Origin of the sequence: Ferruginibacter sp. SUN106, assembly GCF_050611765.1 — a bacterium.
Taxonomy (GTDB): domain Bacteria; phylum Bacteroidota; class Bacteroidia; order Chitinophagales; family Chitinophagaceae; genus Ferruginibacter.
The window spans coordinates 63078-88152 of sequence record NZ_JBODJC010000001.1; the positions used below are offsets into that span (position 1 = coordinate 63078).

Sequence of the window (25075 nt, forward strand, 5' to 3'; positions counted from 1 at the left end):
CATGATGTTACCTGTTCAAAATAACTGGCGAGGCCACACAAGAAGAATGATGGTCGTTTTTAATTAAACGGCCATTTTTATTTCCACCTAAAACCCTTACTGCATTTGCAATGCAAGAGTAGACGGAAGTTCAATCAGTATAAATCACGATTTAAATTTTAATTATTGCTGTTCTCCGGATTCTGTAGAGTGATGTACCATTCTGTTTAAATCAACTATAGAAGGAGTGCTAGTAAAATCTGCTCCGCCACCCCAGATTTTATTTTTTCCATATCATCCAACCATTGTTAACGTTTATGACAAATACTTTTACCATAATAATCCTCTTAATAAATTACATAAGTAAAAAAAATACTTTACTATAAAAACTCCATTACCAATACAAAAAATAAACCTGAAACTTGCACTAAATAAAAAAAAAATCTATTTTCACTTTTTTAAATCGCATGGTGCTGAAAGTTAAAATGACCTTAACCTTAAAGTTATTTTGTGTTGCAAGTATCTTTTTTCTTGCTTCTCAAGAAATTTTTGCTCAATCTGATACGCTTGATTCAAAATGGTCAACCCTTTTAAAGCAATATCAATCAGGTAGATTAGATGACACCATGTATATGAAGGCGATAGAAAAATTGAGTGACCTGTACATTAAAAACATTACGCTTAAAGAAAAATTAGTTACCTATAAAAAAATCGCCTGGAGTAATGATGCTTATCAAAGACGCCGTGTACGTTACTATATGATGCTCTATGATAATTGCTTATACACTTACAGGCCGGGTGTTTCCTTTTATTATGTGGAAAAGGCTGAAGAGGAAAGAAAAAAAATAAAGGGTTATGTCAATTCGCTTTTTAGTTTGGTTGCCATTATATATAATTATGGAAGAACAGCAAGCGGGCGCCAGAGGTGTATAGAAGAATATAACCGTTACCTGCCTTTTTTACAACAATTGCCACAAAAGATAATTACAGACAGCGTACCAAGAGGTACTCTGATGAATTCCACATCTGCACTAACAGACATAGCTGATTTTTACCTTCAACTAAAAGATACAGCCAATGCATTAAAGGCATGTGTCCTTTCAGAAAATATCAGGAATAGCTGGCAAAGGAAAAGGGATATTCCAGATTCGCTATTGTACAGGCCAACTTATAATTATTACCTGGCTCAGTATTTCAAGAAAAGAATCCTCCATCAACCCGATAATGCAAAAAAAATGCTGGATTCAGCGTATGCCATTGCATATGCTAAACATATGAGCTATGATTATATATGGCGGGAAGCAGTTCGAAGTGATATGTGTTTATATCTTTTCGATTTTTTTATTGGTAAGGGGCAAACCGACAGTGCTGCGTTTTATCTCCAACAAATGAGAGAACGGCAAGATAATGCCGTGGACAATTTGTCGGATGGAACAGTTTATTTATATAACTACAGCATACTTAAAGCAAGTGAAAAAGACTATAGGGCAGCCTATCAGAATTTAAAGAACGCCTATGATATAAACGATTCGATAATAGGAATTAAAATTGCTGATATTAATAACAATATGTATGCACAAACACTTGCCGAAGCGAAAACAGAAGAACTGCAAAAGGCTCAGCAACTGGAGCAAAAACGCAATGTTCTTATTGGCATTATCTCTGCTATTTCTTTAATTGTTATTCTTTTTTTATACCTGCGTATAAGAATAAAAGATAAAGCTGCCAAAGAAAGGATTTCTAAATTGAATTATACCAGCCAGTTGCAAATTATGGAATTGGAAGAGAGAAGCTTTTTAATAAAACAAGAAGAACAAAAAAAATTAGGGATGGATTTGCATGATGGTTTAGCCGGTACTATTGCTGCGGCAAAAATACAAGTCGAATCAGAATTGATAAACAATCACAATAAGGAGCAGGTGGAGCGGCTAAAAAATATTGCTAAATTAATGACAGATATTTATGAAAGTACGAGAGAAAAAAGCCGTTTGCTCTATAATGGACAAGCAAATGAAATGGAAATAACCTTTTCAAAAAGAATAAGATTGATAATTGAGAATAGTATTACAGCTGACAAATACAAAATAGTGATTGAAGTGGACGATGAACTTATGAAAGAAGTCAGTTTGGAAATAAAAATTCAACTGTTGTATATCATACAGGAAGCAATTACCAACATCATTAAATACGCCTTCGCTAAAAATATCTGCATACTAATTTATGATGATAGCAATGAAATTGTTTTGCAAGTGTTAGACGATGGGAAAGGGTTTAACGTGCAATCGAAAAAAGGAATTGGATTGAATTCAATTCGTGACAGAGCTACTGCATTAAATGGCACGAGTGAAATAGTTTCAGGAAATGAGGGTACAGAAATTACAGTGAGCATTCCCACGGAATTTTAACAGTAATAACTGTAAGCAATTAATTGTTCATTGATTGGCGCCTCGATAAAAAAATTTACTATTTTAATTTAGGTTGTTTGTAAATACATACTTTACCAATTCTGCTGCAGTATGAAGGTCAAGTTTTTTCATAATATTTCTGCGGTGGGCCAAAACTGTATAAGTGCTTATAAAAAGTATCTCACTGATTTTATCCACTTTATATCCTTGTGCTATTAATTTCAATACAACAAGTTCTTTAGCAGTTAAATTTGTTTGAGCAGGAAAAAAAAGACTGTTGGCTAATTTGCTGTTTAAATCAGAGCTTACATACTTGTCTCCGGCATAAGTTCTTTCAAGCGCAAGATTTAGTTCAAAGACGCTTACAGATTTACTGATATACCCATCCACGCCCCAGGTAAAACATTCTTTAACCCTGTTTATTTCAGCAATAGTGCTTACAATAATTATAGTTAAATAAGGGTACTTTTTTCTGCATGTAGTTATAAATTCTTTGGTATCAGTGCCCGGCATCTGTAAGTCAATAAATAAAACATTGTAATTATTTGCCTGTAGTTCATTCATTGCCCTTTCTATATTGGTAAAATGAAGGCTGTTATTAAAAGCCATGGATTTCAATATCATTGCAAAACCATGGCCAAAAAGTTCGTGATCGTCAACTATAATCCCATTAAATGAGCTTAAGTCTAAGGGGTTTATCATATAATATAGTTTGGATTTTAAAAAACAAATTTATTACAGGACATAAGTTTTTTTTACATAAAATCAAACAGTAACATCCCGATAAAATATGTAGCAAATATCCAAATAATCGTAAACTTATGCAACTGACATTTTTTTATAATTTACCCGCTAAAAATAGGGGGCGCTTTTCTCAAAAAAATAATAATGAACTACATAGGGAATTTTAAAAACATACCCGGGCATAATAAAAACAACAGCAGGCATTTACTCACTATTATTAATTAGCTACTGCAAGAAACTTTTAAAATAATATTATCCGGGTAATTAGGTATTTATTATTTAAGATGGGTGAATAGTATAATTGAGATTGTAGTCTGAACAGACTAGTATAGCTAGTTGTTTATGGTAACTGCCGCACCTGTTGAAACTATAAAAAATATCAATGTAGTCTATTTTTTTCGGGGTTTGTTTTATTCAATTTTGCATGGCAATATTATCAGGTTTTTGATAGGCCGGAATTGCACATACTTAAGTTTGAATACCTTTTTGAGAAACCATTTTTTTAACGCTGAACGGTACCCTTTTTTAAAAAAACAGCGGTAAAGAAATACAAAAAAAAGAAAAATGAAAAAAACAACTACACGAAAAAAAATCCAGCTTTTAGCAGTATTGTTATTGCTGCTGGTAAATTACACTTTTGCCCAGGCGCCCGGCGGCGTATCTTCTCCCGCTGCAAATGTTCCCGGAATGCGGTACGAACTTTATAATGGCACCACAACAGTAGCCAACCTGGCTACTGCTAGTTATGGTACACTAAAGCAAACAGGGTACACCAGCTCGTTATATGATTTTGATGACAGGTTTACCAGTGAAATAGCTAACAGTTTTACCCTCGTAGGTAAGGCTGGCTTTACTATTACTGTTGCAGGTAGTTATTCTTTTAGTATGAATGCCCTGGACGATGCTGCTATTATTTTAATAGATGGTGTTACCGAAGTATACAGGGGAAATGTATCTGCAGGATTAGGTACGGTTGCTACTACCATAACACCGGTTACACTAAGTGCCGGAATGCATACCATTGAAATACGTTTTACGGATAATGGTGGTGGTGTTACCTGCGAACCTACATGGAAAGGTAATGCAGCCGGTCTGGATGCCGGTACTTCATTTGTACAAATGCCCGATAATAAATTTATACTAACCACTGCCGCATTAGGTACCTGGCACAAGGCAGATGCCGGCATAGTTGCCGTTAGTGATGCTATTGCTTCTTCATGGGCTGATCAATCGGCCAACACATTTAAAACTGATATGACAAGCATTGTTGGTACAGGACCGATCTATCGTAGCGCTGCTACCGGCTTGTTTAATTTTAATCCAACATTACAGTTTACAAATAATGGGGCAATGCGTAGTAATGATGATGCCTATAACTTAGCTTATGCCACACAGGGCAGAACTACTTTTGTGGTATCATCCAGTGCCAATACAACAGACCAGGGCAACATGATGTCGTATGGCAGAGATAATGGTACAGCAACAAGTGCGTTTGTATTGGAAAATGTTGATAAACTTGTCAGCGGGTTAACATTTGGTACTAATGTAAATACAGCTAATGTATTTAATGTAGCCAATCAACCCGTATTGTCGGTTGCTAAATACCAGAACACATCCATTACAGCTTCAAATAATAATTCTCAATATGCCAATGGCTATTTACGCGGTACCACCACGCAAAGCGGTACTGGTGTAGAGATAAACGATAACCAGGATTATTTCATTGGTACATTGGTTGATAATGGCGGTAGTATTGATTATTTAGAAGGTAATATTGCCGAAGTAATCAATTATCCCTGGGATTTATCAAATACAGAAAGAAATAAAGTGGAGTCTTATCTTGCCATTAAGTATGGCATCACATTGGGCAATACCTCCAATTTAGTTAATTATACCAATTCTGCCGGTACAACCACCTGGTCAGCTGATGCAGTTTTTCAAAATAATATATTAGGTATAGCAAGGGATGATGCTTCAGCATTAAATCAAAAACAATCGCAAAGCCAGAACCAGGGTACAGCCTTAATCGTTAGTAATGGCACTGCAGGCTTTGCAGTTACAAATAATGCCAACAGCAATAGCTTTAGTACAAACCTGCAATCGCTGATTATGGGGGATAATAATTTGAGTACTGCTATGAATGTAAATGTTTCAGGTATTACATACAGAATGGCCGAAGCATGGAAGGTACAGGATGCAGGTGGTGTAGGTATTGTTACACTGGCTTATCCTGTAACTGCTTTCAGCAGTGTTACAAACCCACAACTTATTTATGCTAACAATTCAGCTTTTTCTGGTTACGGGCTTATTGCTAATGCAGGTACAGCAATGGTAAATGGTGTGGTATGTTATCTTTTCAATTACGATTTTAGTGATAATGCTACCAGTTATTTTAGTTTTGGAGGTACTGCTACCGCACCGGGAGGTGTGTTGGCACCAGCTGCAAGTGTTAACGGAATGAAGTATGAAATATACAATGGTGTTGTGGCTGATCGTGCCACTATTATTGCCGGTACTTATGGCAGTTTAAAACAAGTCGGTTACACTAATACAATGTATAACTTTAATACAGTTCTGCAGGGTTCAGGCTCAAGTTCAGAGTTTCCCGGAGGTAATTTTACAGTAGTGGGGAAAGCCAGTTTAACAATAACTAATGCCGGGGCCTATCAATTTCAAATGCAGAATATTGATGATTATGGCGCTATATTTATCGATGGAAATCTTGCGTATGCCGATGAATTTGGTGGCGCTGCAGCAACAATTAATACCCAAAACTTATCGGCAGGGGCTCATAATATAGAGATACGTTTTAGCGGGGGTGCACTTCCAAATCTTTGCCAGCCTCAATGGAAAGGTACTACTGCCGGTTTAGATGCCGGTACCAGTTTTGCCCAGCTACCCGACAGCAAATTATTTATGGATCCATTATTGGGTACCTGGCATAGAGCAGATGCAGGTGTTACCGGTAGCGAGGGGGTAGCAGCCAGTGCCTGGGCAGACCAATCTGCCAATGGTAATCTAACAAATCTTACTGCAGGAGGAACTTCACCCATTTACCGTACAAGCACCAACCTGCAAAATTTTAACCCAACTATTGAATTTGGAGGAGCAGGTTATTTTGAATCAGCAGATGATGCCAACAATTTGCCTTATGCCCAACAAGGTACAACCAGTTTTGCTGTTGCATCAAGGTCGGGCATTGCAACTGGAACTACTGATGTTATATTCTCTTATGGAGATGATTTTGGAACTGCATCGATGAATTTTATTAATAACGTAAGTAATAAATTAAGAACGGGTACTAATAACTATCCTGCTACTGCGGTTCAAAGTACTGCCGATGCATTTACATCTGTATTAAAACCTGCAATTGGTGTTCAGAACTATCAGAACAATAACCTGGTGGCTACATTAAATAATAGTCAAATGGTGGATGGCGCTTCATCTGCAACGGCTATTACAGATGCAGGAACTTACAGGTTTTTGAATGATAACAGGGATTTTAATATAGGAAGAGAAGTGGATGGCGGAAATCCATGGAATGGTTCTATTTCGGAAATTATCACCTATCCGTGGCCGTTAAGTACTACAGAAAAATTAAGGGTAAATTCTTACCTCGGTATTAAATACGGAATTACACTGGCAGCAGGCACAAGCAGCTATGTGTTTTCTGATGCAAGTGGAACAAATGATATGTGGACGCCTGCAAACAATACAGGTTATATTAATGATATAGCCGGTATCAGCCGTGATGATGCTTCCGGATTATACCAAAAGCAATCTCAAAGTGTAAACGATAATGCATTTGTAACATTGGGCCTTGGTACTATTGCAATAAGCAACGCCGCAAATAACAATACCATATCCTCGGATAAGTCATCTTTAGTATGGAGTGCTAACCAGGCTACCGCACCTGTACTTACAGATAATGCTAATTACAGCGTTTCTGCACAAGGTTTCAATACTATACTGGATAAAAAATGGAAAGTACAACTTTCCGGTTCAGGGCTTGCAGGTAAAACTATACGTGTAGGTATTGCTGCCACCAATGGTATAATACCTGCAACAGAAAGTTATTTAATAGTAAGTACCACAGGTGCATTTAATGCTACTAATGAAACTTATTATCCGTTAGCAACCAACAGCAATTATATATATGCAGATGTGCCAACCAGTGTATTATCCAATGCAACGTATTTTACCTTTGGGCATAAAATAATTGCACCTGGCGGCGTTACCCCTAACCTTAGCGTATGGCTTAGTGCAGATTCCAACTACGTTGCCGGGGCAACCGATACCTGGACAGCCAGGAATACAACCGGCTATAAAGTACAGCAGGCTACGGCGGCCAAAAAGCCTGTATTCAATACCGTTACCAATGCTTTTAACTTTAACCCCGTGGTAACTTTTGACGGATCGAACGATGAACTTATAAGTGCAGCCGGCAATATTCCGCTTAGTGCAATTACAACCACTTCAGGTGATGCGCCTTCTTCGCAATTCGTAGTATATAAATCATCTTCAACAAGCGGTTTGGCCGTATACAATTATGCTTCAAACTCCGGGGGTATATATGCTGCTACCTATACTGATGCCGGTACTTTTTATATTCAGCAAAATACAGTTACAGCTGCTACTACTGTTGCTAATAAAGTAACATTGGCTTCTATGGCCGGTGCAAGAAATACAGCTACTGGTCAGAAAGGTTTAAATGGCAATATGAGTACCGCGACTTTTGGTAATTTCGGAACCTATTTAACATCCGATCAATTATTGAACGTTGGTTCAGGTGGCGGCGCTAATTATTTACCGGGAAGTATTGGAGAAATCATCCTCTATAATAACCCGGTTAGTATACCCAACAATGTGCAAAGGGTAAATTCTTACCTGGCACTTAAATATGGTATCACCCAGGGTAGCACAGCAAGCCCGGTAGATTACCTCAACACAAGGTCAACTGCTATGTGGACCGGTAATGCCACTTATCAAAACAATGTTGCCGGTATTGGGCGTGATGATAACGAAGCATTAATACAAAAACAAAGCCGCAGTGTAAATACACCTGTAAACAGGCAGGTAACTATTGGCTTAGGTACTATTGCAACTACTAATGCAGGTAACACTAATGTATTTGCTAATGATCTGAGCTATCTTGTTTGGGGCGATAACGGGCAAACCAATACATTAGGTGCGGATATAACAGCGGCTACCGCTCCAACATTTGTATACAATGCACCAGGTACCAATTACAGGATGCAGCGTGTATGGAAAGCCGTTACAACTAATTTTGGCCAGGCGGTTAAAGTAAGTGTGGATGGCACAGGAGTGATTGGTACCGTTTCTTTAATTGGTTCTTGTACAAAATTGTGCCTGGTAACTGCAAGTGATGCAGCATTTACCACAAATGTTACCACTACAATTCTTACGGTAGAAGGATCAAACTACGTTTGTAATACGGTATTCCCTGCAGGTACATCCTACTTTTCATTTGCAAGAGTGCAGGTAAAACCGGAGGGTACTGTTTATTTACCAGTTGCTGCTAGTACTGCAGTGCCTGTGTACAGCGGTTGCCCGCAGGAAGGATGGCAGTATTACTATTCAGATGGTACGGCAGCAAGTGGTACTACTGGCTTAAGCCTTGGTGATGGTACAAGGAAAATTTTTGCACTGTATGCCAACGGAAACACAATTCCGGCAAATCTTACAGGTAATGTAACCTACCAGGCAGCTCCTTATAGTGTAAGCAACGGTACGCCAAGTACACTTAATATTATGGGACGTTTGCTGACAATAACTGATCCTACCGCAGGTACATACAGTGCAGGTGGCGGTATGAAAGTAAGAGTGTTTTATGACCCGGCAGAATTAAGTGCTTCACTTGTGCCGGCACCCGTGATCAGCCAGAAATGGTTTAAGTTTGAAGGTGATGCAACGGCTGCTGTTGCAGCTAATACAGGATCAACTATTACCGGAGCTGCTTTCTTCACAGGTTTAACTACCGGCACCGAAGATGGAATTAGTTATGTAGAATATGCAGGCATTCAAAACTTCTCTACGTTTGGTTTTGCAAGCAATAACGGCTTGTCAAATCCGCTGCCGATTGTTTTAAATGAATTTGCTGCAAAGCTACAGGATTGTAAAGTGCTGCTTAACTGGAGGAGTGCTGATGAACCCGGTTTTAGCCTTTATGAAGTGGAGTATAGCAAAGACGGTGTGAATTTTAGTACTATTGCACAGGTAACAGCAAAAGGAAATAACAGCAGTTATCAATATACATATCCAGCACCGGACGGCAGGTCTTATTATCGCATTAAGCTTTTAAGTTCCGATATTGCTACCGCTAAATACAGCCAGACGGTAACGGTTAACTCAAATTGTAATAGTACTAAAATACTTATTTTCCCTAACCCTGTAAATACTGTAATAAATGTAAACCTTAGTAATTACATAGGCAAGGTTAACGGACAATTATACAACGCACAGGGACAATTAGTACAAAACATTAGTTTAATAAACGGTGCTAATACAATTAATTGTCAGAATATAACTTCCGGCATTTACAACTTACGTGTTACAACCGTAGAAGGGAAAAGTGAAGTGTATAAAATTCAAGTAGTACATTAATTTTTTGAATAGAAATACATTGCAGTTTTGCAGGCATGTGATAATTGTTGAGTAAGATTATTCTTTTGTGGAATGCCGCAAGCTGTGTTTTTTCTTTTGCAGCAGTTTAAATAAAATAAGTACGGGATAGCCAAGCAAAGAAAGGAGTCGTCATTAAAATGGCGGCTCTTTTTCTATTCAAAACTTTTAAATTTTAGCAAAGACCAAATGAACACAATGATAAAAAAATAGCTCTTTAAACCAAAATTTGTAATCAATAATTATAACTAAAATAGTTTGTTAAGACTACCAGATGCTCATTCAGTGTGAGATGGAATATAATCTAGGGATTATTTTTTTGTCAAGCATACTTATAAGTGTTTTCGTAATAGTTATGAGTGACTCCGAAAGATCCCGCTAATGACGATGATGATAATCAAATTTAATGAGAGCCCTGGTGAGGACACCAATAAAAAACCTGCTCCCAACTAGCTGAAAGCAGGTTTTTTATTGGTTTGCTATTACACAGTTGTGGCAGTAAGCATTTTCTCTGCTAAAGGAAACAGCAGGTTATTTTCTAAATGTACATGCTTGTGCAGGTCTTCTTCAAATTCTTTTAATTCGGCCAGCGCTACTTTAAATGTGGTACAGGCGTCAAATGGTGGTGTATAGTTATTAGTAAGTTGCCTTATTTCATACAACAATTCTCCTGCATGCTCATGCTCCTCTTCCATTACATTTACAGGGCCGCTGATATAGCCGCCTGCAAGGCCGGCCTTTTGTTGAGTATTATACAGTTGCCCTACTTCTTTAATCCTGGGGAACAAGATCATTTCTTCTTTTTGCATGTGCGATGTCATTTCTTCTTTTATGTCGGTAAAGAGTTGCCCTACTTTAACCATGTAAGGATAACGATCACCATGTTTAGTCGCCACTTTTTCTACATGCGATAAAATTGTGGGCATACTTTGTTTTACATAAAAGTGGTGATGTATAAGGATATAACTGATCAGTTGTTGTTCATCCATATCAGTAAAAGGCAATTGGTTTTTTTGCACATTGTCTGTTGCATTTTCCAGTTCAGTTAACAATGCTTCAACAGCAATACCTTTTTCTATACAGGCATCCGACAATGTTCTTTTTCCTTTACAACAAAAATCAAGATTATACTTTTCCAGTACAGGTACTGTTTGATGGTTTTGTGTTACGATAGTGGCTAATGTTTGTTCAGCTAAATTTTTCATAATAATTATTTTTACAAAGGTGTTACTGTTTGCAATGATCATTTGTGATTCAAATCACTTTTGCGTTTTTTATTTTGACTTACCAGTAATAGTAATAAACCAGTAAACATAATAAGAGCTGCTGCTAACAGCGCTTCATTGATAAAAGGAATATTGGTATAGGTTAATGCCGCAACACCCTGTGTCATTAAAAATATTTCGTTGATAATGATGCCGGAAGTAAAAATAATAGCCCCGGTTATTGTTTTTTTATTTATAGTTATCACATTGTATGCAAGCATATAACCAAGGAGAAATAAAGTGATCATACCCAGCAAAACCAGGTGCAGGTAACCAATTACAATGGGCCTGAACCCAAAAGCAAGATTGCTAAGCGAAGGAATAGTGGAACCCAGCTGCAACAATAATTTGATAGTTAACGCAGTTGCTGAAAAAATTAGTAACCATTTTGCAATTGGCGGCATACTGCTTTTTAAAACTGGTAATTGATTTTTTATAACTCCTAACGTATATACCCAGGCAATCACTTGTGCAAAGGCGGCAACTATTACCAATACATATACCCAGGTGGGAATGTTCATCCACAAGGCAGATAAAAAATAAGCTGGTACAACTGCAGTAACAAACAATAAAAAAATTCTTTTTAAAATAAAGAGGTCCGCATGGGCAGAAAGTTTTGCGGTGAGTAAACCCATGCAGGCAAAAAAGAACCAGCCATTATATTGAAAGTGCAAATAAAAATATTCTGCCGCCAGGTACCAGTTTTGATGAACGATCTTTGCTACCATCATCGCTGCTAAGGCAAAAGCACCTAATGAAGAAAGTGCATTAAAAAAAACTGCCGCTTTAAACCAATATAGTACAGTGCTTTTAATTTTTAATTTGTTCAGGTCTCTCCAGTAGTACACTGCAAAAAAATAAGTTACAAAAATAGAAAGCGTGGAGAAAATAATAGAATACAATCCATAACCTTCAACTGGAAAAGTAATAAGCATGCCATAAGCAGTAAACAGGTTGGCATACAATAGCCAGCGGTATCTTTTGTAAATAGTTTCACCTCTTTGAGTTGCCAAATAAGCTACCAGCAATATCATTATGGCCTGGGATATCCATCCTGCAAATGCAAAATGAGAGTGGCCATGCAATAAATGTTTCTGATCGATAAAGGGAAGAGAAAAAGCAATTTTATACCGTAACACCACTCCGATAGAAGCCACAATAAATAAATTGAACAGGGCAATTTTTATCCAGCGCCGTACGTACAATGACATAAAAAATATTTGCACAAAGAAACAACGCTTAAAAAGCGGCGGCTATGATTCAAATCATAATCAGCAATATACTTTTCCTTTTTCTATGGTTAGCTGTCCTTTTAGTTGCAGATTTTTTATCGTGCGGATAACAGTTTCCACTCTTAAGCCCGTCATATCAGCAATCTGCTGGCGGGTGAGTTTTATGCGGTTGCACTTGGTGCAGATATTCTTACGGGTTTGTTTAAAATAGCTGAGCAGGGTAGAGATGCTGTGTTCCGGATCATGATTAGCCATCTCCTTTAAAATAAAGAATTTAAAACGTAATCTTTCGCTTAACAGTTTACTGAATGCAAAATGTATTTCAGGATTTTCTTTTATCAATTCGTGAAAAGTGCTGCGATGTAACCTTATAATTACTGAATCTTCATCTGCAATGGCAGTGGCTGCAAAGGGTTCATCGTCAAACAAAGGTAATTCCCCAAAACATTCACCGGGTTCAATCATTACCTGTAAAAATTCTTTTCCTTCATCATTGATATTTACCCAGCGAATACTACCGCTAACCAACTGGTAGTAGAATTGCGCTGCAGTTCCTTCACGGAAAATTACTTCATTAGCGGAGAGCTTTTTAAAAGCGCCTCCCCAGGCCAGTAATGTATCAACGTCAATCATTGTCATAGCTTATTATCTTGGATAAGGTATAAAAATATTCTTCCTGTGCATTTCAGTAACTGACAGTAGTTACCCCCGGGTATGATTATAATCACATTAAGCAAAGAACAAAGGCGGAATTCCTTTTAAATCTGTAAAAAATGCCTGGTTTATACCAAAAAACCACGATTATCTTTTGCTTATGATTCAACGCATAAATAAAAAAATGCAGCTGCTGTAATCTTGTGGTATCATTTAAAATCAAAAAAGAATTATCATGAAAAAATTAGCAATCATTTTAAGCATAGTAGCTTTTATATCAGCTTGCGGCGGATCGGGTAGCGACAAAAAAGGTACCGATCCTTATGATGCAAAATCAGCAGGATCAAATGGTAACCCATCTTATGATCCCAACAGGGGCGAAGGAAAATTTACCAAGGTAGAAGTGGGTGCTGCATTAGATGCAACACTAGCAGCAAATGGTGAAAAAGTGTACAGCGTAAAATGCAGCAGCTGCCATAAACTTACAGAAGAAAAATTAGTTGGTCCGGGTTGGAAGGGTGTTACAAGCCGCCATGCTGCAGAATGGATCATGAACTTTATTACCAACACAGATGAGATGCTGAATAAAGATCCCAAAGCACAGGCACAGCTGGAAATATGCCTGGTGCGTATGCCCAACCAGAATTTATCAGATGATGATGCAAGAGCCCTATATGAATTTCAGCGTAAGAATGATGGCGTGAAATAAAATAATTATCTAAAACAAACAATATGAAAAGTATACGAATTATAGCTGCTGCTGCTTTTAGTTTCAGCTTGTTGATGAGTTTTAATTCCTGTAAACCAAAAAATGCAGGCAATGCGGTAAATGCCGATGCTGCTTCAAAAGCTTACGTAGCACCGGGAAAATATGATGAGTTCTACAATTTTGTATCGGGAGGCTTCAGCGGGCAACTGGCTACCTATGGTTTACCATCGGGAAGGTTGCTTAGAGTGATTCCTGTTTTTTCTGTTGACCCCGAAAAAGGATGGGGTTATAGCGAAGAAACAAAACCTATGTTAAACACATCACATGGTTTTGTGCCCTGGGATGATCTGCATCATACAGAATTATCTCAAACCAATGGAGAAATTGATGGCCGCTGGGTTTTTGGCAATGCCAATAATACACCACGTGTGGCGAGAATAGACCTGAAAACATTCCGCACTGCGGAAATAATTGAATTGCCTAACAGCGCAGGTAACCACAGCTCTCCTTTTATTACAGAAAATACAGAGTACGTTGTTGCAGGTACAAGATTCAGCGTTCCACCCGATGATAAAAACGGTGATGTACCAATTAATACCTACAAACAAAATTTTAAAGGCACTATAAGTTTTATCAGTGTGGCTAAAGAAGATGGCAAGATGGATATTGCTTTCCAGATCCAATGCCCTGGTGTGAATTTTGATCTGAGCCACGCCGGCAAAGGCAAATCTCACGGATGGTTTTTCTTCAGTTGCTATAATACTGAACAGGCGAATACTTTGTTAGAGGTAAATGCTTCGCAAAAAGATAAAGATTTTATCATGGCTGTGAACTGGAAAAAAGCAGAAGAATATTTAAAAGCTGGTAAAGGAAGAAAGCAGGCAGTTAAATATGCTCACAATACTTACAGTGATAAAACACATTCTGCAACATCAGAAATAAAAACAGAAGTTACTGTACTGGATGCAAAAGAATTGAAAGACATCTGTTATTTTATTCCTTGTCCTAAATCTCCTCACGGATGCGATGTGGATCCAACAGGCGAATACATTGTAGGCAGTGGAAAATTAGCCGCTTTAATTCCGGTATTCAGTTTTGATAAAATGATCAAAGCAATTGCTGATAAAGCTTATGCAGGCGATTATGATGGTATTCCAGTTATAAAATACGAAGCTGCTTTATATGGAGAAGTACAAAAACCAGGTCTTGGACCATTGCATACTGAGTTTGATGGTAAAGGTAACGCCTACACTACTTTTTTTGTGTCCAGTGAAGTGGTAAAATGGAATATCAAAGATCTGAAAGTACTGGACAGAGCGCCTACTTATTATTCTGTCGGCCACTTATGTATTCCCGGTGGCGACAGTAAAAAGCCTAATGCTAAATATTTGATCGCTTATAATAAAATCACTAAAGACAGGTATTTACCAACAGGTCCTGAACTGGCACAAAGTGCACAGCTCTATGATATCAGCGGCGATAAAATGCAACTGATACTCGACTTCCCTACCATTGGTGAGCCGCATTACGCACAAGCAGTATCTGCTGACCTGATAAAAGGTAACTCTGTAAAGTTTTTTAAGATTGATGAAAACCAAAATCCTTATGTTTCTAAAGGAGAAGGCACCACTAAAGTAGTAAGAACAGGCAATAGGGTAGATGTAAACATGACTTGTATCCGTTCGCATTTTTCTCCTGATAATATTGAAGGTATAAAGGCAGGTGATGAAGTGTATTTCCATGTTACTAACCTGGAACAGGATTGGGATGTACCACATGGCTTTGCTATAAAAGGTGCCAATACCGGAGAGCTTTTAATTATGCCCGGAGAAACACAAACCTTAAAATGGACAGCAGAAAAAGCGGGCATGTTCCCATTCTATTGTACCGATTTCTGCAGCGCACTGCACCAGGAAATGCAGGGTTATATAAGAGTATCACCAGCGGGAAGCAATGTGCCATTGTTATTCAGTACAGGTAAAAATTATCCTGTTGCAGATACCGCAGCAAAAAAATAGTTTTTTGAGCAGGTGAAAAGGGGCAGGTGTTTACCTGCTCCTTTCTTCCTCTCCTCATTATAAATTAAAAAAGATGAAAACTGTAAGGATACAAAACTGGGTGAGATTGATATTACTGCTTTGCGGAGTGGGATTGATTGCAGTTTTGTTTGTGCCGATGTGGAGAATTGATTTGCAGGCGCCGCAATACCCCGAAGGGTTGATGTTGCTGATCTACCCCAATAAATTAGCCGGTAATGTAGATATCATAAATGGATTGAATCATTACATCGGTATGAAAACTTTACACTCCGAAGATTTTATGGAGTTTAAAGTATTGCAATACATCATCGGTTTTTTTGCGTTATTCTTTTTCATTGTTGTTATAACCGGCAAAAGAAAATTACTCAATATTTTATTTATAGTATTTGTATGCTTTGGTATTTTGGCGATGTATGATTTCTGGAGATGGGAATATAATTATGGCCATAACTTAAATCCTGATGCAGCCATCATTGTTCCGGGTATGGCTTATCAGCCACCATTGATCGGTTTTAAACAATTGCTGAATTTTGGTGCTTACTCAATGCCTGATATTGGGGGGTGGATCTTTATCAGTGTAGGTGCTTTATTGCTTTTGGCAGTGGTGGCAGCATGGAGAAAGAATAAAGGGCAGCTGATAAAATTTAATACTGCAGCTATTGCGCTACTCTTAACCATATCGCTGGCTTCCTGTAATGCAGTACCGGAACCAATTAAAGCAGGTGTTGATAATTGCTATTTCTGTAAGATGACTGTTACTGATAACAGGTTTGGTGCAGAGCTGGTAACAACAAAAGGTAAGATTTATAAGTTTGATGATGTGTACTGTATCTTATCTTACCTGAAAACAAAAGACGTTGAAACTGCTAACATAAAAGATATTTACCTCACCGATTTTTGTAACACCCATCAACTGATCAATGTAAACCATTTGTCTTTATTAAAAAGCGAAGACCTGAGAAGCCCAATGGGTGGAAATATTGCTGCCTTTGATAATAAAGACAGCCTGGCAAAAACACAACAACGTTTTGCAGGTACCATTGTTAACTGGAACGAACTGATAAAAGAATGAAATCATTTATTTCAATATTGCTGTCTTTAATTTTTATCAACGCTGTTGATGCAGCAATAATACATGCAGGCAAACAACGGGCTGTAAAATCTGTTCAGCAGGCAATACAAATTGCTGCAAAAGGAGATACGGTGATGGTGGATGCAGGAGAATATCACGAAAAGAACTTAATCATCAATAAAACTATTTTTTTAATTGGTATCGGTCATCCTGTACTGGATGGCGATCATCAATACGAGATCATTTCCATTAAAGCCAGTGGTGTGGTGGTGGATGGGTTTAAGGTAATTCATTCCGGTGTATCAAGCATTGAAGATTTTGCAGGCATTAAAATTTATAACACGAGGGATGTTGTGATCAGGAATAATATCCTGGATGATACTTTCTTCGGTATTTATTCTCAGTATGGCACTAATTGCACTATCGAAAGCAATACACTAACTGCATACAGCAAAGAAGAGCAGCAAAGTGGCAATGGTATTCATTGCTGGAAGAGCGACAGTATGCGTATCATCGCCAATACCGTTTCTGGGCACAGGGATGGCATTTATTTTGAGTTTGTTACCAACTCCATTATCTGGCGCAATACATCGTTCAACAACCTGCGTTATGGTTTGCATTTTATGTTCAGTAATAATGATGCTTATATCACTAATATTTTTAAGAATAACGGAGCCGGTGTTGCTGTAATGTTCAGCAACCATGTAAAAATGTTTCATAATTTTTTTGAAGAGAACTGGGGCGATGCATCTTATGGCTTATTGCTGAAAGAAATTTCTGACGGGTATATCGATAACAATCATTTTACAAAAAATACTACCGGCATACATATGGAGGGCACCAGCCGTATCAGTATGGAAAAAAATGTATTTGATAATAATGGCTGGGCATTAAAAATACAGGCCAGCTGTATGGATATTGCTTTAACCAATAATAATTTCCTCAGCAATACTTTTGATGTAGGTACAAATGGAAGTTTGGTGTTAAATACTTTTAATAATAATTACTGGGATAAATATGATGGCTACGATTTGAATAAAGATAAGATCGGCGATGTGCCTTATCGCCCTGTGAGTATGTATTCCATGATCATCGAACAAAATCCGCCAGCCATGATGTTGTTCAGAAGTTTTATGACGGCGTTGTTGGATAAGACAGAAAAAATTATTCCCACACTTACACCGGAAAATTTAAAAGACGACCATCCATTAATGAAACCTTTGCCGCTATGATTATCGCAAGTAATGTATCTAAAAAATTTGGTAAACTAACCGCATTAGATAATGTTTCGGTAACCTGTAACAAAGGTGAATGCGTTGCGTTGATTGGCCCCAATGGTAGTGGTAAGACAACACTCATCAAAACCATTTTAGGTATGGTGGTTTGTAATAGTGGCTTTATCACTTTCAATGGAAAAAATATTCTGCATGATTGGCAATACAGGGCTCATATTGGTTATATGCCGCAGATAGGCCGTTATCCTGATAATATGAGTATTGGCCAGATGTTGTCGATGATGAAAGATATCCGTCATCAAAAAAATGCAGTGCTTGATGAAGACCTGGTGATAGCATTTAAACTGAATGAAGTGCTGGATAAACGAATGCGTACTTTATCTGGCGGTACCAGACAAAAAGTAAGTGCAGCGCTGGCATTCTTGTTTAATCCTGATGTATTGATATTAGATGAACCTACCGCAGGATTGGATCCGGTAGCTGCAGAAATTTTAAAAGAAAAGATCATCAGAGAAAAGCAAAAAGGAAAACTAATACTCATCACCTCTCATATTTTAAGTGAACTGGATGATCTTGTAACACAGGTAATTTATATGCAGGATGGGGTATTACAATTTCATAAAAGTATTGAAGACCTGCGTAAAGACACCGGGCAGGAAAAATTATCTAAAGCCATTGCCAGCGTAATGATAAAAATTAACGGATGAAAAAGATAATAAAATACGTGATCATTGATATACTGCGTAATAAAATTATGCTGGCGTATACTTTGTTTCTGTTACTGATCTCATTAAGTGTTTTTAACCTGGAAGATAATTCTGCTAAAGGATTACTTAGTTTACTCAATATTATTTTAATTATTGTACCATTGGTAAGCATTATGTTTTCTGCCATCTATGTATACAACAGTGCAGAGTTTTTAGAGTTATTAGTGAGCCAGCCTTTAAAAAGAAGAACCATCTGGCTAAGCGTATTTACAGGGCTAGGTACTTCTTTAGCTTTGGCTTTTTTTGTTGGTGCCGGTATTCCTATTTTATTGTACGAGCCTACAGCTACAGGCTTTATGATGCTGGGCACAGGTTTACTTTTATCTGTAATTTTTGTTGCTATTGCTATGCTTGCAGCTGTAAAAACAAGAGATAAAGCCAAAGGCATTGGGGTAACAATTTTACTGTGGTTGTATTTTTCATTATTGTTTGATGGCCTGGTATTATTTTTATTATTCCAGTTTTCTGATTACCCCATGGAAAAATTTATGGTAGGTGTAAGTGCACTAAACCCCATTGACCTGAGCAGGATATTGATCTTACTCAAGATGGATGTATCTGCATTGATGGGTTATACCGGGGCGATCTTTAAAAATTTCTTTGGTACGCAAACGGGTGTTGGTGTATCTTTTTTAATATTGATCATGTGGATTGTAATACCTTCCTGGTTATCGCTGCGAAAGTTTAACCGGAAAGACCTTTAATTTTTTGTTATGAAAAGACACGAAACATTAGCGCCATTGTCAAGAGAGCATCATGGTGCTTTAATATTAGCCCGTTTATTGCAAAAAGATGCACCTGCCTACAAGGGTTTGCCACAAGATACGGAAACGAAAGCAGTATATGCAATGAATTTTTTCAAAACAAATCTCCAGCAACATTTTGATAAAGAAGAAATATTACTGCACCAGGTAAAAAAATACAATAGTGCCATTGAAATTTTAACCGGAGAAATAATACTGGAGCACCTGCAATTAACAACCTTGTTTGATGCGCTGCAGCATACAAAGGAATTGCCAGCTGCATTAGATAAATTAGGCAGGTTGCTTGAAGATCATATCAGGAAAGAAGAGCGGATCCTGTTTCCGCTGATACAGGAGCACTGTGCGGAAAATATATTAAACGCTATAGAGTGGTGAGTAAAGAAAATAAGGCAACATGAAAAAAGATATTGAGTCAAAAACAGATATAGAATTACTGGTGAATGCATTTTACGAAAAAGTAAAAGCAGATGAAACTATTGGTTATATTTTTACTGATGTGGTAAAAGTAAACTGGGAAAAACACTTACCGGTAATGTATAATTTTTGGGAAAACAGTTTGTTTTATACCGGTACTTACGAAGGAAATCCTATGGAGATGCATAAACATTTACACCATGCTATTTCTTTATCTGCTGAGCATTTTAAACAATGGGTATTGCTTTTTGCCAATACTGTTGATGAATTGTTTGAAGGTAAAACGGCTAACCTTGCAAAGCAACGTGCTATCAGCATTGCTACAGTTATGCAAATAAAAATTCTTGCAGATCGCTCTGCAGCAGATAAAATATTTTAGATCATTATTATTTTAAGTGAAAAATAAAAAAGCAACTTTATTAAAGCTGCTTTTTTATTAATAGGCTGTTGGATTGAAATGAATTTTATTTAGCCGGTGGAAGTAATACTGCATCTATAACATATACAATACCATTAGATGCCGGAATGGTGGCGATAACATTGGCAACGCCATTTACTTTTATCTTACCATCTTTTTTACTGATGGTGATATTGCCTCCGTTCACCTGGCCGATCGATTGTCCATCCTGCAACATATCCTCTTTAAATACGCCTACCGAAACATGATATTGCAAAATATCAGTCAGTGCATCTTTCTTTTCGGGTTTTAATAAACCATCCACGGTGCCTGCAGGCAATTTATCAAATGCGGCATTAGTGGGTGCAAATACAGTGAAGGGGCCTGCATTGCTTAACGCATCAACCAATTCAGCGGCTTTAACTGCTGCAACTAAAGTGGTGTGGTCTTTACTGCCAATGGCAACCTGTACCACATTCTTGGCAGATTGATCGTCTTGCACTCCAGATTGCCCCGAAGGTGCAGGTGCTGCTGATGATGTAGCGGCAGCGTCGCCTTTTGTGTCGGAAGAATTACAACTTAGCGTAAATAATAATGTACTAAAGGCGAGGGCAGTTTTTATTGAACTTTTCATATTCCTGTTTTTTAATTACAAATAAAATTATCAGGTAAATCTACTTTTGCTAACTGTTTTTAAATATGATTGCAATCACAATTGATCAGGTAATTGCTATTGTGTTTAATGGTAAACAGGCTTTGTTTTTCTTTCGCAAATTTTTATATTTCTTGGATAGCTATCATATCCTTCATAATTTCGTTTCAAATATGTATTGTCATATCTATGTTTGAAGTATCACGTATAACTGAGGCAGGTTTTGATAAAGTCATTCTAAAAGATGCTGCTACCGATACAAGGGTGGAAATTATTCCTTCCTGCGGCGCCATACTAAACACCTTTACAGTTGCAGTAAACGAAACTTTTATTAATGTAATTGATGGTTTTGAAAATGAAGAAGATTTTAGGGTTAACGTAGCAGCCAAAGGTTTTAAAAGCTGTAAGCTTTCACCTTTTGCCTGCAGGATAAATAATGCCACGTATGCATTTGGCAAAAAGGATTATACCATAGAAAAATTTTTACTGAATGGCAGTGCCTTACATGGCTTGTTGTATGATGCCGCATTTATCATAACCGCAACATGGGACAATGAAAAAAGCGCAGGCGTTAGTTTACAACATCAATATTCCGGAAGCGATAAAGGTTATCCGTTTAAATATACCTGCGCCGTTACGTACGAATTAAAAAAAGATAACGCATTAACCATTACTACCACTATTACTAATAATGATGAAGGGTTGATACCGGTACAGGATGGATGGCATCCTTATTTTAGTTTTGGCGGAAACATTGATGAACTGCAATTAGAATTTCAGAGTAAAGAAATGGTGGAGTTTGATACCGCATTAATACCTACAGGAAAATTATTGCCCTACCAGGAATATGGGGCACTTCAAAAAATTGGTGCTGCTGAATTTGATAATTGCTTCACAGTAAACTTTGCCGAATGTCAACCACTTTGTGTTTTAAGAGATCCTGTAAATAAAATGCAGTTAGCAATTTATCCAGATAAAAGCTATCCTTACTTACAAATATATACGCCACCACACCGCAAGAGTATTGCCATAGAAAACCTTAGTGCAGTGCCGGATGCATTTAATAATGGCGTGGGTTTAAAAGTACTGGCACCCGGCGCAACCGAAAGTTTTATCACAACATATACCATCACTTCTTTACCTTAGTTACATGAACAGTATTGCAACCAGTGTAGTCAACATTTTCAAAAACAAATTTTCTGCCGAACCCAACATATATTATTCTCCCGGCCGTATTAATTTAATAGGAGAGCATATTGATTACAACGATGGCTATGTAATGCCTGCCGCAATAGATAAAGGCGTTTATTATGCGATAGCTGCTAATGGTACTGATACCATTAATTTTTTTGCAGCTGATTTTAATGAAAGCTTATCCATCACTTTAAAAGAAGTTACCAAATCGGATAGCTGGAAAAATTATGTACTGAGCGTAGTGAATGAATTTGTATTGCTGGGTAAAACAGTTAACGGGTTTGATTGCGTTTTTGGTGGCGATATTCCCCGAGGCAGCGGCATGAGTTCATCGGCTGCAGTAGAAGGCGGGCTGGCATATGCACTGAATGATATTTTTAATTATGGTATGAACCGTGTGGAACTGGCATTGCTTTGTCAGCGTGCCGAACATAATTATCCTGGTGTTAACTGCGGCATTATGGATATGTATGCCAGCATCAATGGAAAAAGAGATCATGTTATTTTACTGGATTGCAAAAATATTACGCATGAATACTTTCCATTGAAATTAGATGGCTATAAGATCGTTTTACTCAATACTAAAGTACACCACACTTTAGCCAGCGGCGAGTATAATGTGCGCCGCAAAAGATGCGAAGCAGGTATGGTGGTATTGAAAAAGGAATTGAATATACAATCCTTCAGGGAAATTAAAAGTGCCGCTGATGTGGAATTGCATAAAGATAAAATGGCGCCGGAAGTATACAACTGCTGCAAATTTGTAGTGGAAGAAATTGCCCGTACTCAAAAAGCTGCTGCATTATTGCAGCAAAATGATGTGAAAGCTTTTGGCCAGTTAATGTATGCCGGCCATGAAGGATTAAGCAAATTATATGATGTGAGCTGCCCCCAGTCTGATTTTTTAGTGGCGCTTGCAAAAGATAACGATAATGTTATTGGTGCCAGGCAAATGGGCGGTGGCTTTGGCGGCTGCACCATCAATATTATAAAAGATGAAGCCATTGATGATTTTATTGCAACTACAACTGCTGCTTATCAAAAAGAATTTGATATTTTGTTAGAGGCTTACGTAATGCAGTTGAGTAATGGCACAGAAAAAATAAGTGCCTGACCATAAAGGGCGGAGCGCTATCCTTAGCAAAGCTAAGGAGCGACCTGAACCTTCTCCCAAAAGAGACCACCTTCTCAGCTTTTGGTTACAATTATTCTTTAAAAAATGCAGTATTTCGGTCGGTGAAGACACCGACCGAGGACGACCGGGTCGGGGTGCTACCCTTGGCAAAGCTGAGGGGCGACCTGAACCCTCTCCCAAAAGAGACCACCTTCTCAGCTTTTGGTTACAATTATTCTTTAAAAAATGCAACATTTCAGTCGGTGAAGACACCGACTGAGTAGTAAATAAACAGCCTCTTTATCAATTACTTTGTTTAGTAAAATCTAAAGTCACATCATCCGGATCATTCCAACCTGTTGCAACAGCTTTTAAGCTCAGCTGTTTACCATCATAAGAAACCACTTTGTAAATATCAATCTTAGGAGGACAGCTTTGATTTACTCTCAGCGTACTTTTCGTCATAAAAGTTTTATTATCCAGCCAGCGGATTTTTAAAGTATCAGGATCATCGCATGCAATTTCGTTTGTCCAGAGTATTGTGGTGTTATTAATGAAATTGAAGCCTGCACAATTTGATTGGGATAATATAAAACGACCGGTGATATTAGTGTTATTGAAGTCATCGGGGATCTTCGTTTTACGTACCTCTCTATTGTGTATCGTATCTGCCGGGTTTACAAGTTCATTATAATTAGTTTTACCAGGATGTACAATACCGTGAAGAAGCCATCCTGCCAGAAATGTTGCCAATGCAATGGCCGATGTTATAAGAATAGTTAATCGGGACATAAGGTTTGTAGTTTTTAAATAGTATTCAGTTCCTGTAATTGGTTATTGTTTGCTGTGTACCGTGAACATACCAGCCGAAGGAGAAACAGCCTGATTGTTACTTCATTGTAACAGGCTCCACTATATACCCCAATGCTTCAATTTGTTTTACAAGGCCACATTGATTACAAAGATGGCCAAAGCCAACAGCAATAAAACAATTATTATTTTCTAAAAGTTGCGGCAGTTGTGCAAGCCATGCTTCATTTCGCTTTTTAATGAATTCATCGTTAGTTATGATACTTCCTTTAAGAAAATTACAAGTATCCTGAAATTTATAATCAATATCCAGCGAAGCGTATTGATTTGCACGAAAACAGGCAAATTCATTGGTCTTTGGGTTGCGGTATTGCTGAAGAATGATTGGTAAATTCCTTCTTGCAAAATCCCAGTTATATTTACTAAAGGAGGTTGCTATCATTTTCATTTGAAATGAATCAGTTTCAAAACTATGCAATTGTTTGCCATTCTTTGCACCGAGAGTTTGAACATATTCATCCATTGAAAATTTATCAGTAGGATCAAAGACACTGCACCTGGATCTTGGGTAATAGGTTTGTAATTTAATTACAAGCTCACCGGGAGAAAATTTTGATATTGGAATCGTATTATTTTTCTTAAACAGCTCAGCAACATAATCCACATCTTCTTTTGATAAGATAAGATTTATGGAATCTGATGCGGCACGGGTATTATATGATGCCGTAATAGCCTTTCTGTCCATTTTTGTTTCTGTAATGATTAAATCACTGGCCAGTAATTTTTGTTTTATAACCGGAAAAGAATTTACAAAAGACTCTCCGAAGAGATGATTAGTGCCTAACAGGTAAGATACTTTATGAGTTTGTTTGCTGCTTATTTTCCATAAAATGGTTTTTTGGCTATATAGCAATGTGGAGAAGAAAAAACTAATAAGCAGTAAGATCGTTTTCATTTATCGTACAAGTTAGTTTAGGTGAACATAAA

Annotated in this window: 19 protein-coding genes; 12 read left to right on the forward strand and 7 right to left on the reverse strand. The window is 37.6% G+C overall.

The window, feature by feature from the left end:
* Positions 1-611: 611 nt before the first annotated feature.
* Entirely contained in the window at positions 612-2384 is a 1773-nt protein-coding gene (locus ACQ334_RS00175) for a sensor histidine kinase (protein ID WP_430986122.1), read from the forward strand.
* Between the two features lie 63 nt (positions 2385-2447).
* On the opposite strand, the gene ACQ334_RS00180 is transcribed toward ACQ334_RS00175, so the two are convergent.
* On the reverse strand, positions 2448-3086 hold the full coding sequence (locus ACQ334_RS00180) for a response regulator (protein WP_430986123.1): 639 nt from the start codon (positions 3084-3086) through the stop codon (positions 2448-2450).
* 606 nt (positions 3087-3692) lie between these two features.
* Between ACQ334_RS00180 and ACQ334_RS00185 the strand changes: the two genes are divergently transcribed.
* Positions 3693-9752: a T9SS type A sorting domain-containing protein gene (locus ACQ334_RS00185; RefSeq protein WP_430986124.1), complete on the forward strand. Its 6060-nt coding sequence runs from the start codon at positions 3693-3695 to the stop codon at positions 9750-9752.
* A 500-nt stretch (positions 9753-10252) separates the two neighbouring features.
* Here ACQ334_RS00185 and ric read toward each other — a convergent pair whose 3' ends face one another.
* From ric to ACQ334_RS00200, 3 genes are read right to left on the reverse strand one after another with little or no spacing between them, the layout of a single operon-like run.
* A complete protein-coding gene (ric, locus tag ACQ334_RS00190) occupies positions 10253-10975 on the reverse strand; it encodes an iron-sulfur cluster repair di-iron protein (RefSeq protein ID WP_430986125.1) in 723 nt (240 codons plus the stop codon).
* Between the two features lie 38 nt (positions 10976-11013).
* Positions 11014-12246: a hypothetical protein gene (locus ACQ334_RS00195; protein WP_430986126.1), complete on the reverse strand. Its 1233-nt coding sequence runs from the start codon at positions 12244-12246 to the stop codon at positions 11014-11016.
* 60 nt (positions 12247-12306) lie between these two features.
* Positions 12307-12900, reverse strand: coding sequence for a Crp/Fnr family transcriptional regulator (locus tag ACQ334_RS00200; protein ID WP_430986127.1), 594 nt, complete (start codon positions 12898-12900; stop codon positions 12307-12309).
* A 256-nt stretch (positions 12901-13156) separates the two neighbouring features.
* On the opposite strand from ACQ334_RS00200, the gene ACQ334_RS00205 reads away from it, so the two are divergent.
* The 8 genes from ACQ334_RS00205 (at position 13157) to ACQ334_RS00240 (ending at position 20300) form a co-directional block, all read left to right on the forward strand.
* The gene (locus tag ACQ334_RS00205; protein WP_430986128.1) at positions 13157-13630 is read left to right on the forward strand and encodes a c-type cytochrome; all 474 of its coding nucleotides are present in this window, start codon (positions 13157-13159) and stop codon (positions 13628-13630) included.
* Positions 13631-13653: 23 nt separating this feature from the next.
* A complete protein-coding gene (gene nosZ, locus ACQ334_RS00210; protein ID WP_430986129.1) occupies positions 13654-15648 on the forward strand; it encodes a Sec-dependent nitrous-oxide reductase in 1995 nt (664 codons plus the stop codon).
* A 73-nt stretch (positions 15649-15721) separates the two neighbouring features.
* Positions 15722-16741 carry a nitrous oxide reductase accessory protein NosL gene (locus ACQ334_RS00215; RefSeq protein ID WP_430986130.1) on the forward strand — a complete coding sequence of 340 codons (1020 nt, stop codon included), beginning with the start codon at positions 15722-15724 and terminating at the stop codon, positions 16739-16741.
* On the forward strand, positions 16738-17973 hold the full coding sequence (locus ACQ334_RS00220) for a nitrous oxide reductase family maturation protein NosD (protein WP_430986131.1): 1236 nt from the start codon (positions 16738-16740) through the stop codon (positions 17971-17973). Before ACQ334_RS00215 ends, ACQ334_RS00220 begins: the two co-directional genes overlap by 4 nt.
* Positions 17970-18683, forward strand: coding sequence for an ABC transporter ATP-binding protein (locus tag ACQ334_RS00225; RefSeq protein WP_430986132.1), 714 nt, complete (start codon positions 17970-17972; stop codon positions 18681-18683). The genes ACQ334_RS00220 and ACQ334_RS00225 overlap by 4 nt, the downstream gene beginning before the upstream one ends.
* A complete protein-coding gene (locus tag ACQ334_RS00230) occupies positions 18680-19447 on the forward strand; it encodes an ABC transporter permease subunit (protein ID WP_430986133.1) in 768 nt (255 codons plus the stop codon). The genes ACQ334_RS00225 and ACQ334_RS00230 overlap by 4 nt, the downstream gene beginning before the upstream one ends.
* A gap of 9 nt (positions 19448-19456) precedes the next feature.
* Positions 19457-19882, forward strand: coding sequence for a hemerythrin domain-containing protein (locus tag ACQ334_RS00235; RefSeq protein ID WP_430986134.1), 426 nt, complete (start codon positions 19457-19459; stop codon positions 19880-19882).
* A gap of 19 nt (positions 19883-19901) precedes the next feature.
* Positions 19902-20300, forward strand: a complete 399-nt coding sequence (locus ACQ334_RS00240; RefSeq protein ID WP_430986135.1) for a group III truncated hemoglobin — start codon at positions 19902-19904, stop codon at positions 20298-20300.
* Positions 20301-20385: 85 nt separating this feature from the next.
* Here the strand turns inward: ACQ334_RS00240 and ACQ334_RS00245 are convergent, their stop codons facing one another.
* Positions 20386-20952 carry a fasciclin domain-containing protein gene (locus ACQ334_RS00245; RefSeq protein ID WP_430986136.1) on the reverse strand — a complete coding sequence of 189 codons (567 nt, stop codon included), beginning with the start codon at positions 20950-20952 and terminating at the stop codon, positions 20386-20388.
* Positions 20953-21159: 207 nt separating this feature from the next.
* On the opposite strand from ACQ334_RS00245, the gene ACQ334_RS00250 reads away from it, so the two are divergent.
* Both ACQ334_RS00250 and galK read left to right on the forward strand, forming a co-directional pair.
* Positions 21160-22116, forward strand: a complete 957-nt coding sequence (locus tag ACQ334_RS00250; RefSeq protein WP_430986137.1) for an aldose 1-epimerase — start codon at positions 21160-21162, stop codon at positions 22114-22116.
* Positions 22117-22120: 4 nt separating this feature from the next.
* Positions 22121-23278, forward strand: coding sequence for a galactokinase (gene galK, locus ACQ334_RS00255; RefSeq protein WP_430986138.1), 1158 nt, complete (start codon positions 22121-22123; stop codon positions 23276-23278).
* A 303-nt stretch (positions 23279-23581) separates the two neighbouring features.
* On the opposite strand, the gene ACQ334_RS00260 is transcribed toward galK, so the two are convergent.
* Entirely contained in the window at positions 23582-24070 is a 489-nt protein-coding gene (locus tag ACQ334_RS00260) for a hypothetical protein (RefSeq protein WP_430986139.1), read from the reverse strand.
* A 97-nt stretch (positions 24071-24167) separates the two neighbouring features.
* Positions 24168-25043 carry a TraB/GumN family protein gene (locus ACQ334_RS00265; protein ID WP_430986140.1) on the reverse strand — a complete coding sequence of 292 codons (876 nt, stop codon included), beginning with the start codon at positions 25041-25043 and terminating at the stop codon, positions 24168-24170.
* Positions 25044-25075 lie beyond the last annotated feature (32 nt).

Coding starts and splice junctions, on each gene's coding strand:
- ACQ334_RS00175 (WP_430986122.1), top strand. CDS start 612: ATGAAGGCGATAGAAAAATTGAGTGACCTGTACATTAAAAACATTACG.
- ACQ334_RS00180 (WP_430986123.1), bottom strand. CDS start 3,086: ATGATAAACCCCTTAGACTTAAGCTCATTTAATGGGATTATAGTTGAC.
- ACQ334_RS00185 (WP_430986124.1), top strand. CDS start 3,693: ATGAAAAAAACAACTACACGAAAAAAAATCCAGCTTTTAGCAGTATTG.
- ric (WP_430986125.1), bottom strand. CDS start 10,975: ATGAAAAATTTAGCTGAACAAACATTAGCCACTATCGTAACACAAAAC.
- ACQ334_RS00195 (WP_430986126.1), bottom strand. CDS start 12,246: ATGTCATTGTACGTACGGCGCTGGATAAAAATTGCCCTGTTCAATTTA.
- ACQ334_RS00200 (WP_430986127.1), bottom strand. CDS start 12,900: ATGATTGACGTTGATACATTACTGGCCTGGGGAGGCGCTTTTAAAAAG.
- ACQ334_RS00205 (WP_430986128.1), top strand. CDS start 13,157: ATGAAAAAATTAGCAATCATTTTAAGCATAGTAGCTTTTATATCAGCT.
- nosZ (WP_430986129.1), top strand. CDS start 13,654: ATGAAAAGTATACGAATTATAGCTGCTGCTGCTTTTAGTTTCAGCTTG.
- ACQ334_RS00215 (WP_430986130.1), top strand. CDS start 15,722: ATGAAAACTGTAAGGATACAAAACTGGGTGAGATTGATATTACTGCTT.
- ACQ334_RS00220 (WP_430986131.1), top strand. CDS start 16,738: ATGAAATCATTTATTTCAATATTGCTGTCTTTAATTTTTATCAACGCT.
- ACQ334_RS00225 (WP_430986132.1), top strand. CDS start 17,970: ATGATTATCGCAAGTAATGTATCTAAAAAATTTGGTAAACTAACCGCA.
- ACQ334_RS00230 (WP_430986133.1), top strand. CDS start 18,680: ATGAAAAAGATAATAAAATACGTGATCATTGATATACTGCGTAATAAA.
- ACQ334_RS00235 (WP_430986134.1), top strand. CDS start 19,457: ATGAAAAGACACGAAACATTAGCGCCATTGTCAAGAGAGCATCATGGT.
- ACQ334_RS00240 (WP_430986135.1), top strand. CDS start 19,902: ATGAAAAAAGATATTGAGTCAAAAACAGATATAGAATTACTGGTGAAT.
- ACQ334_RS00245 (WP_430986136.1), bottom strand. CDS start 20,952: ATGAAAAGTTCAATAAAAACTGCCCTCGCCTTTAGTACATTATTATTT.
- ACQ334_RS00250 (WP_430986137.1), top strand. CDS start 21,160: ATGTTTGAAGTATCACGTATAACTGAGGCAGGTTTTGATAAAGTCATT.
- galK (WP_430986138.1), top strand. CDS start 22,121: ATGAACAGTATTGCAACCAGTGTAGTCAACATTTTCAAAAACAAATTT.
- ACQ334_RS00260 (WP_430986139.1), bottom strand. CDS start 24,070: ATGTCCCGATTAACTATTCTTATAACATCGGCCATTGCATTGGCAACA.
- ACQ334_RS00265 (WP_430986140.1), bottom strand. CDS start 25,043: ATGAAAACGATCTTACTGCTTATTAGTTTTTTCTTCTCCACATTGCTA.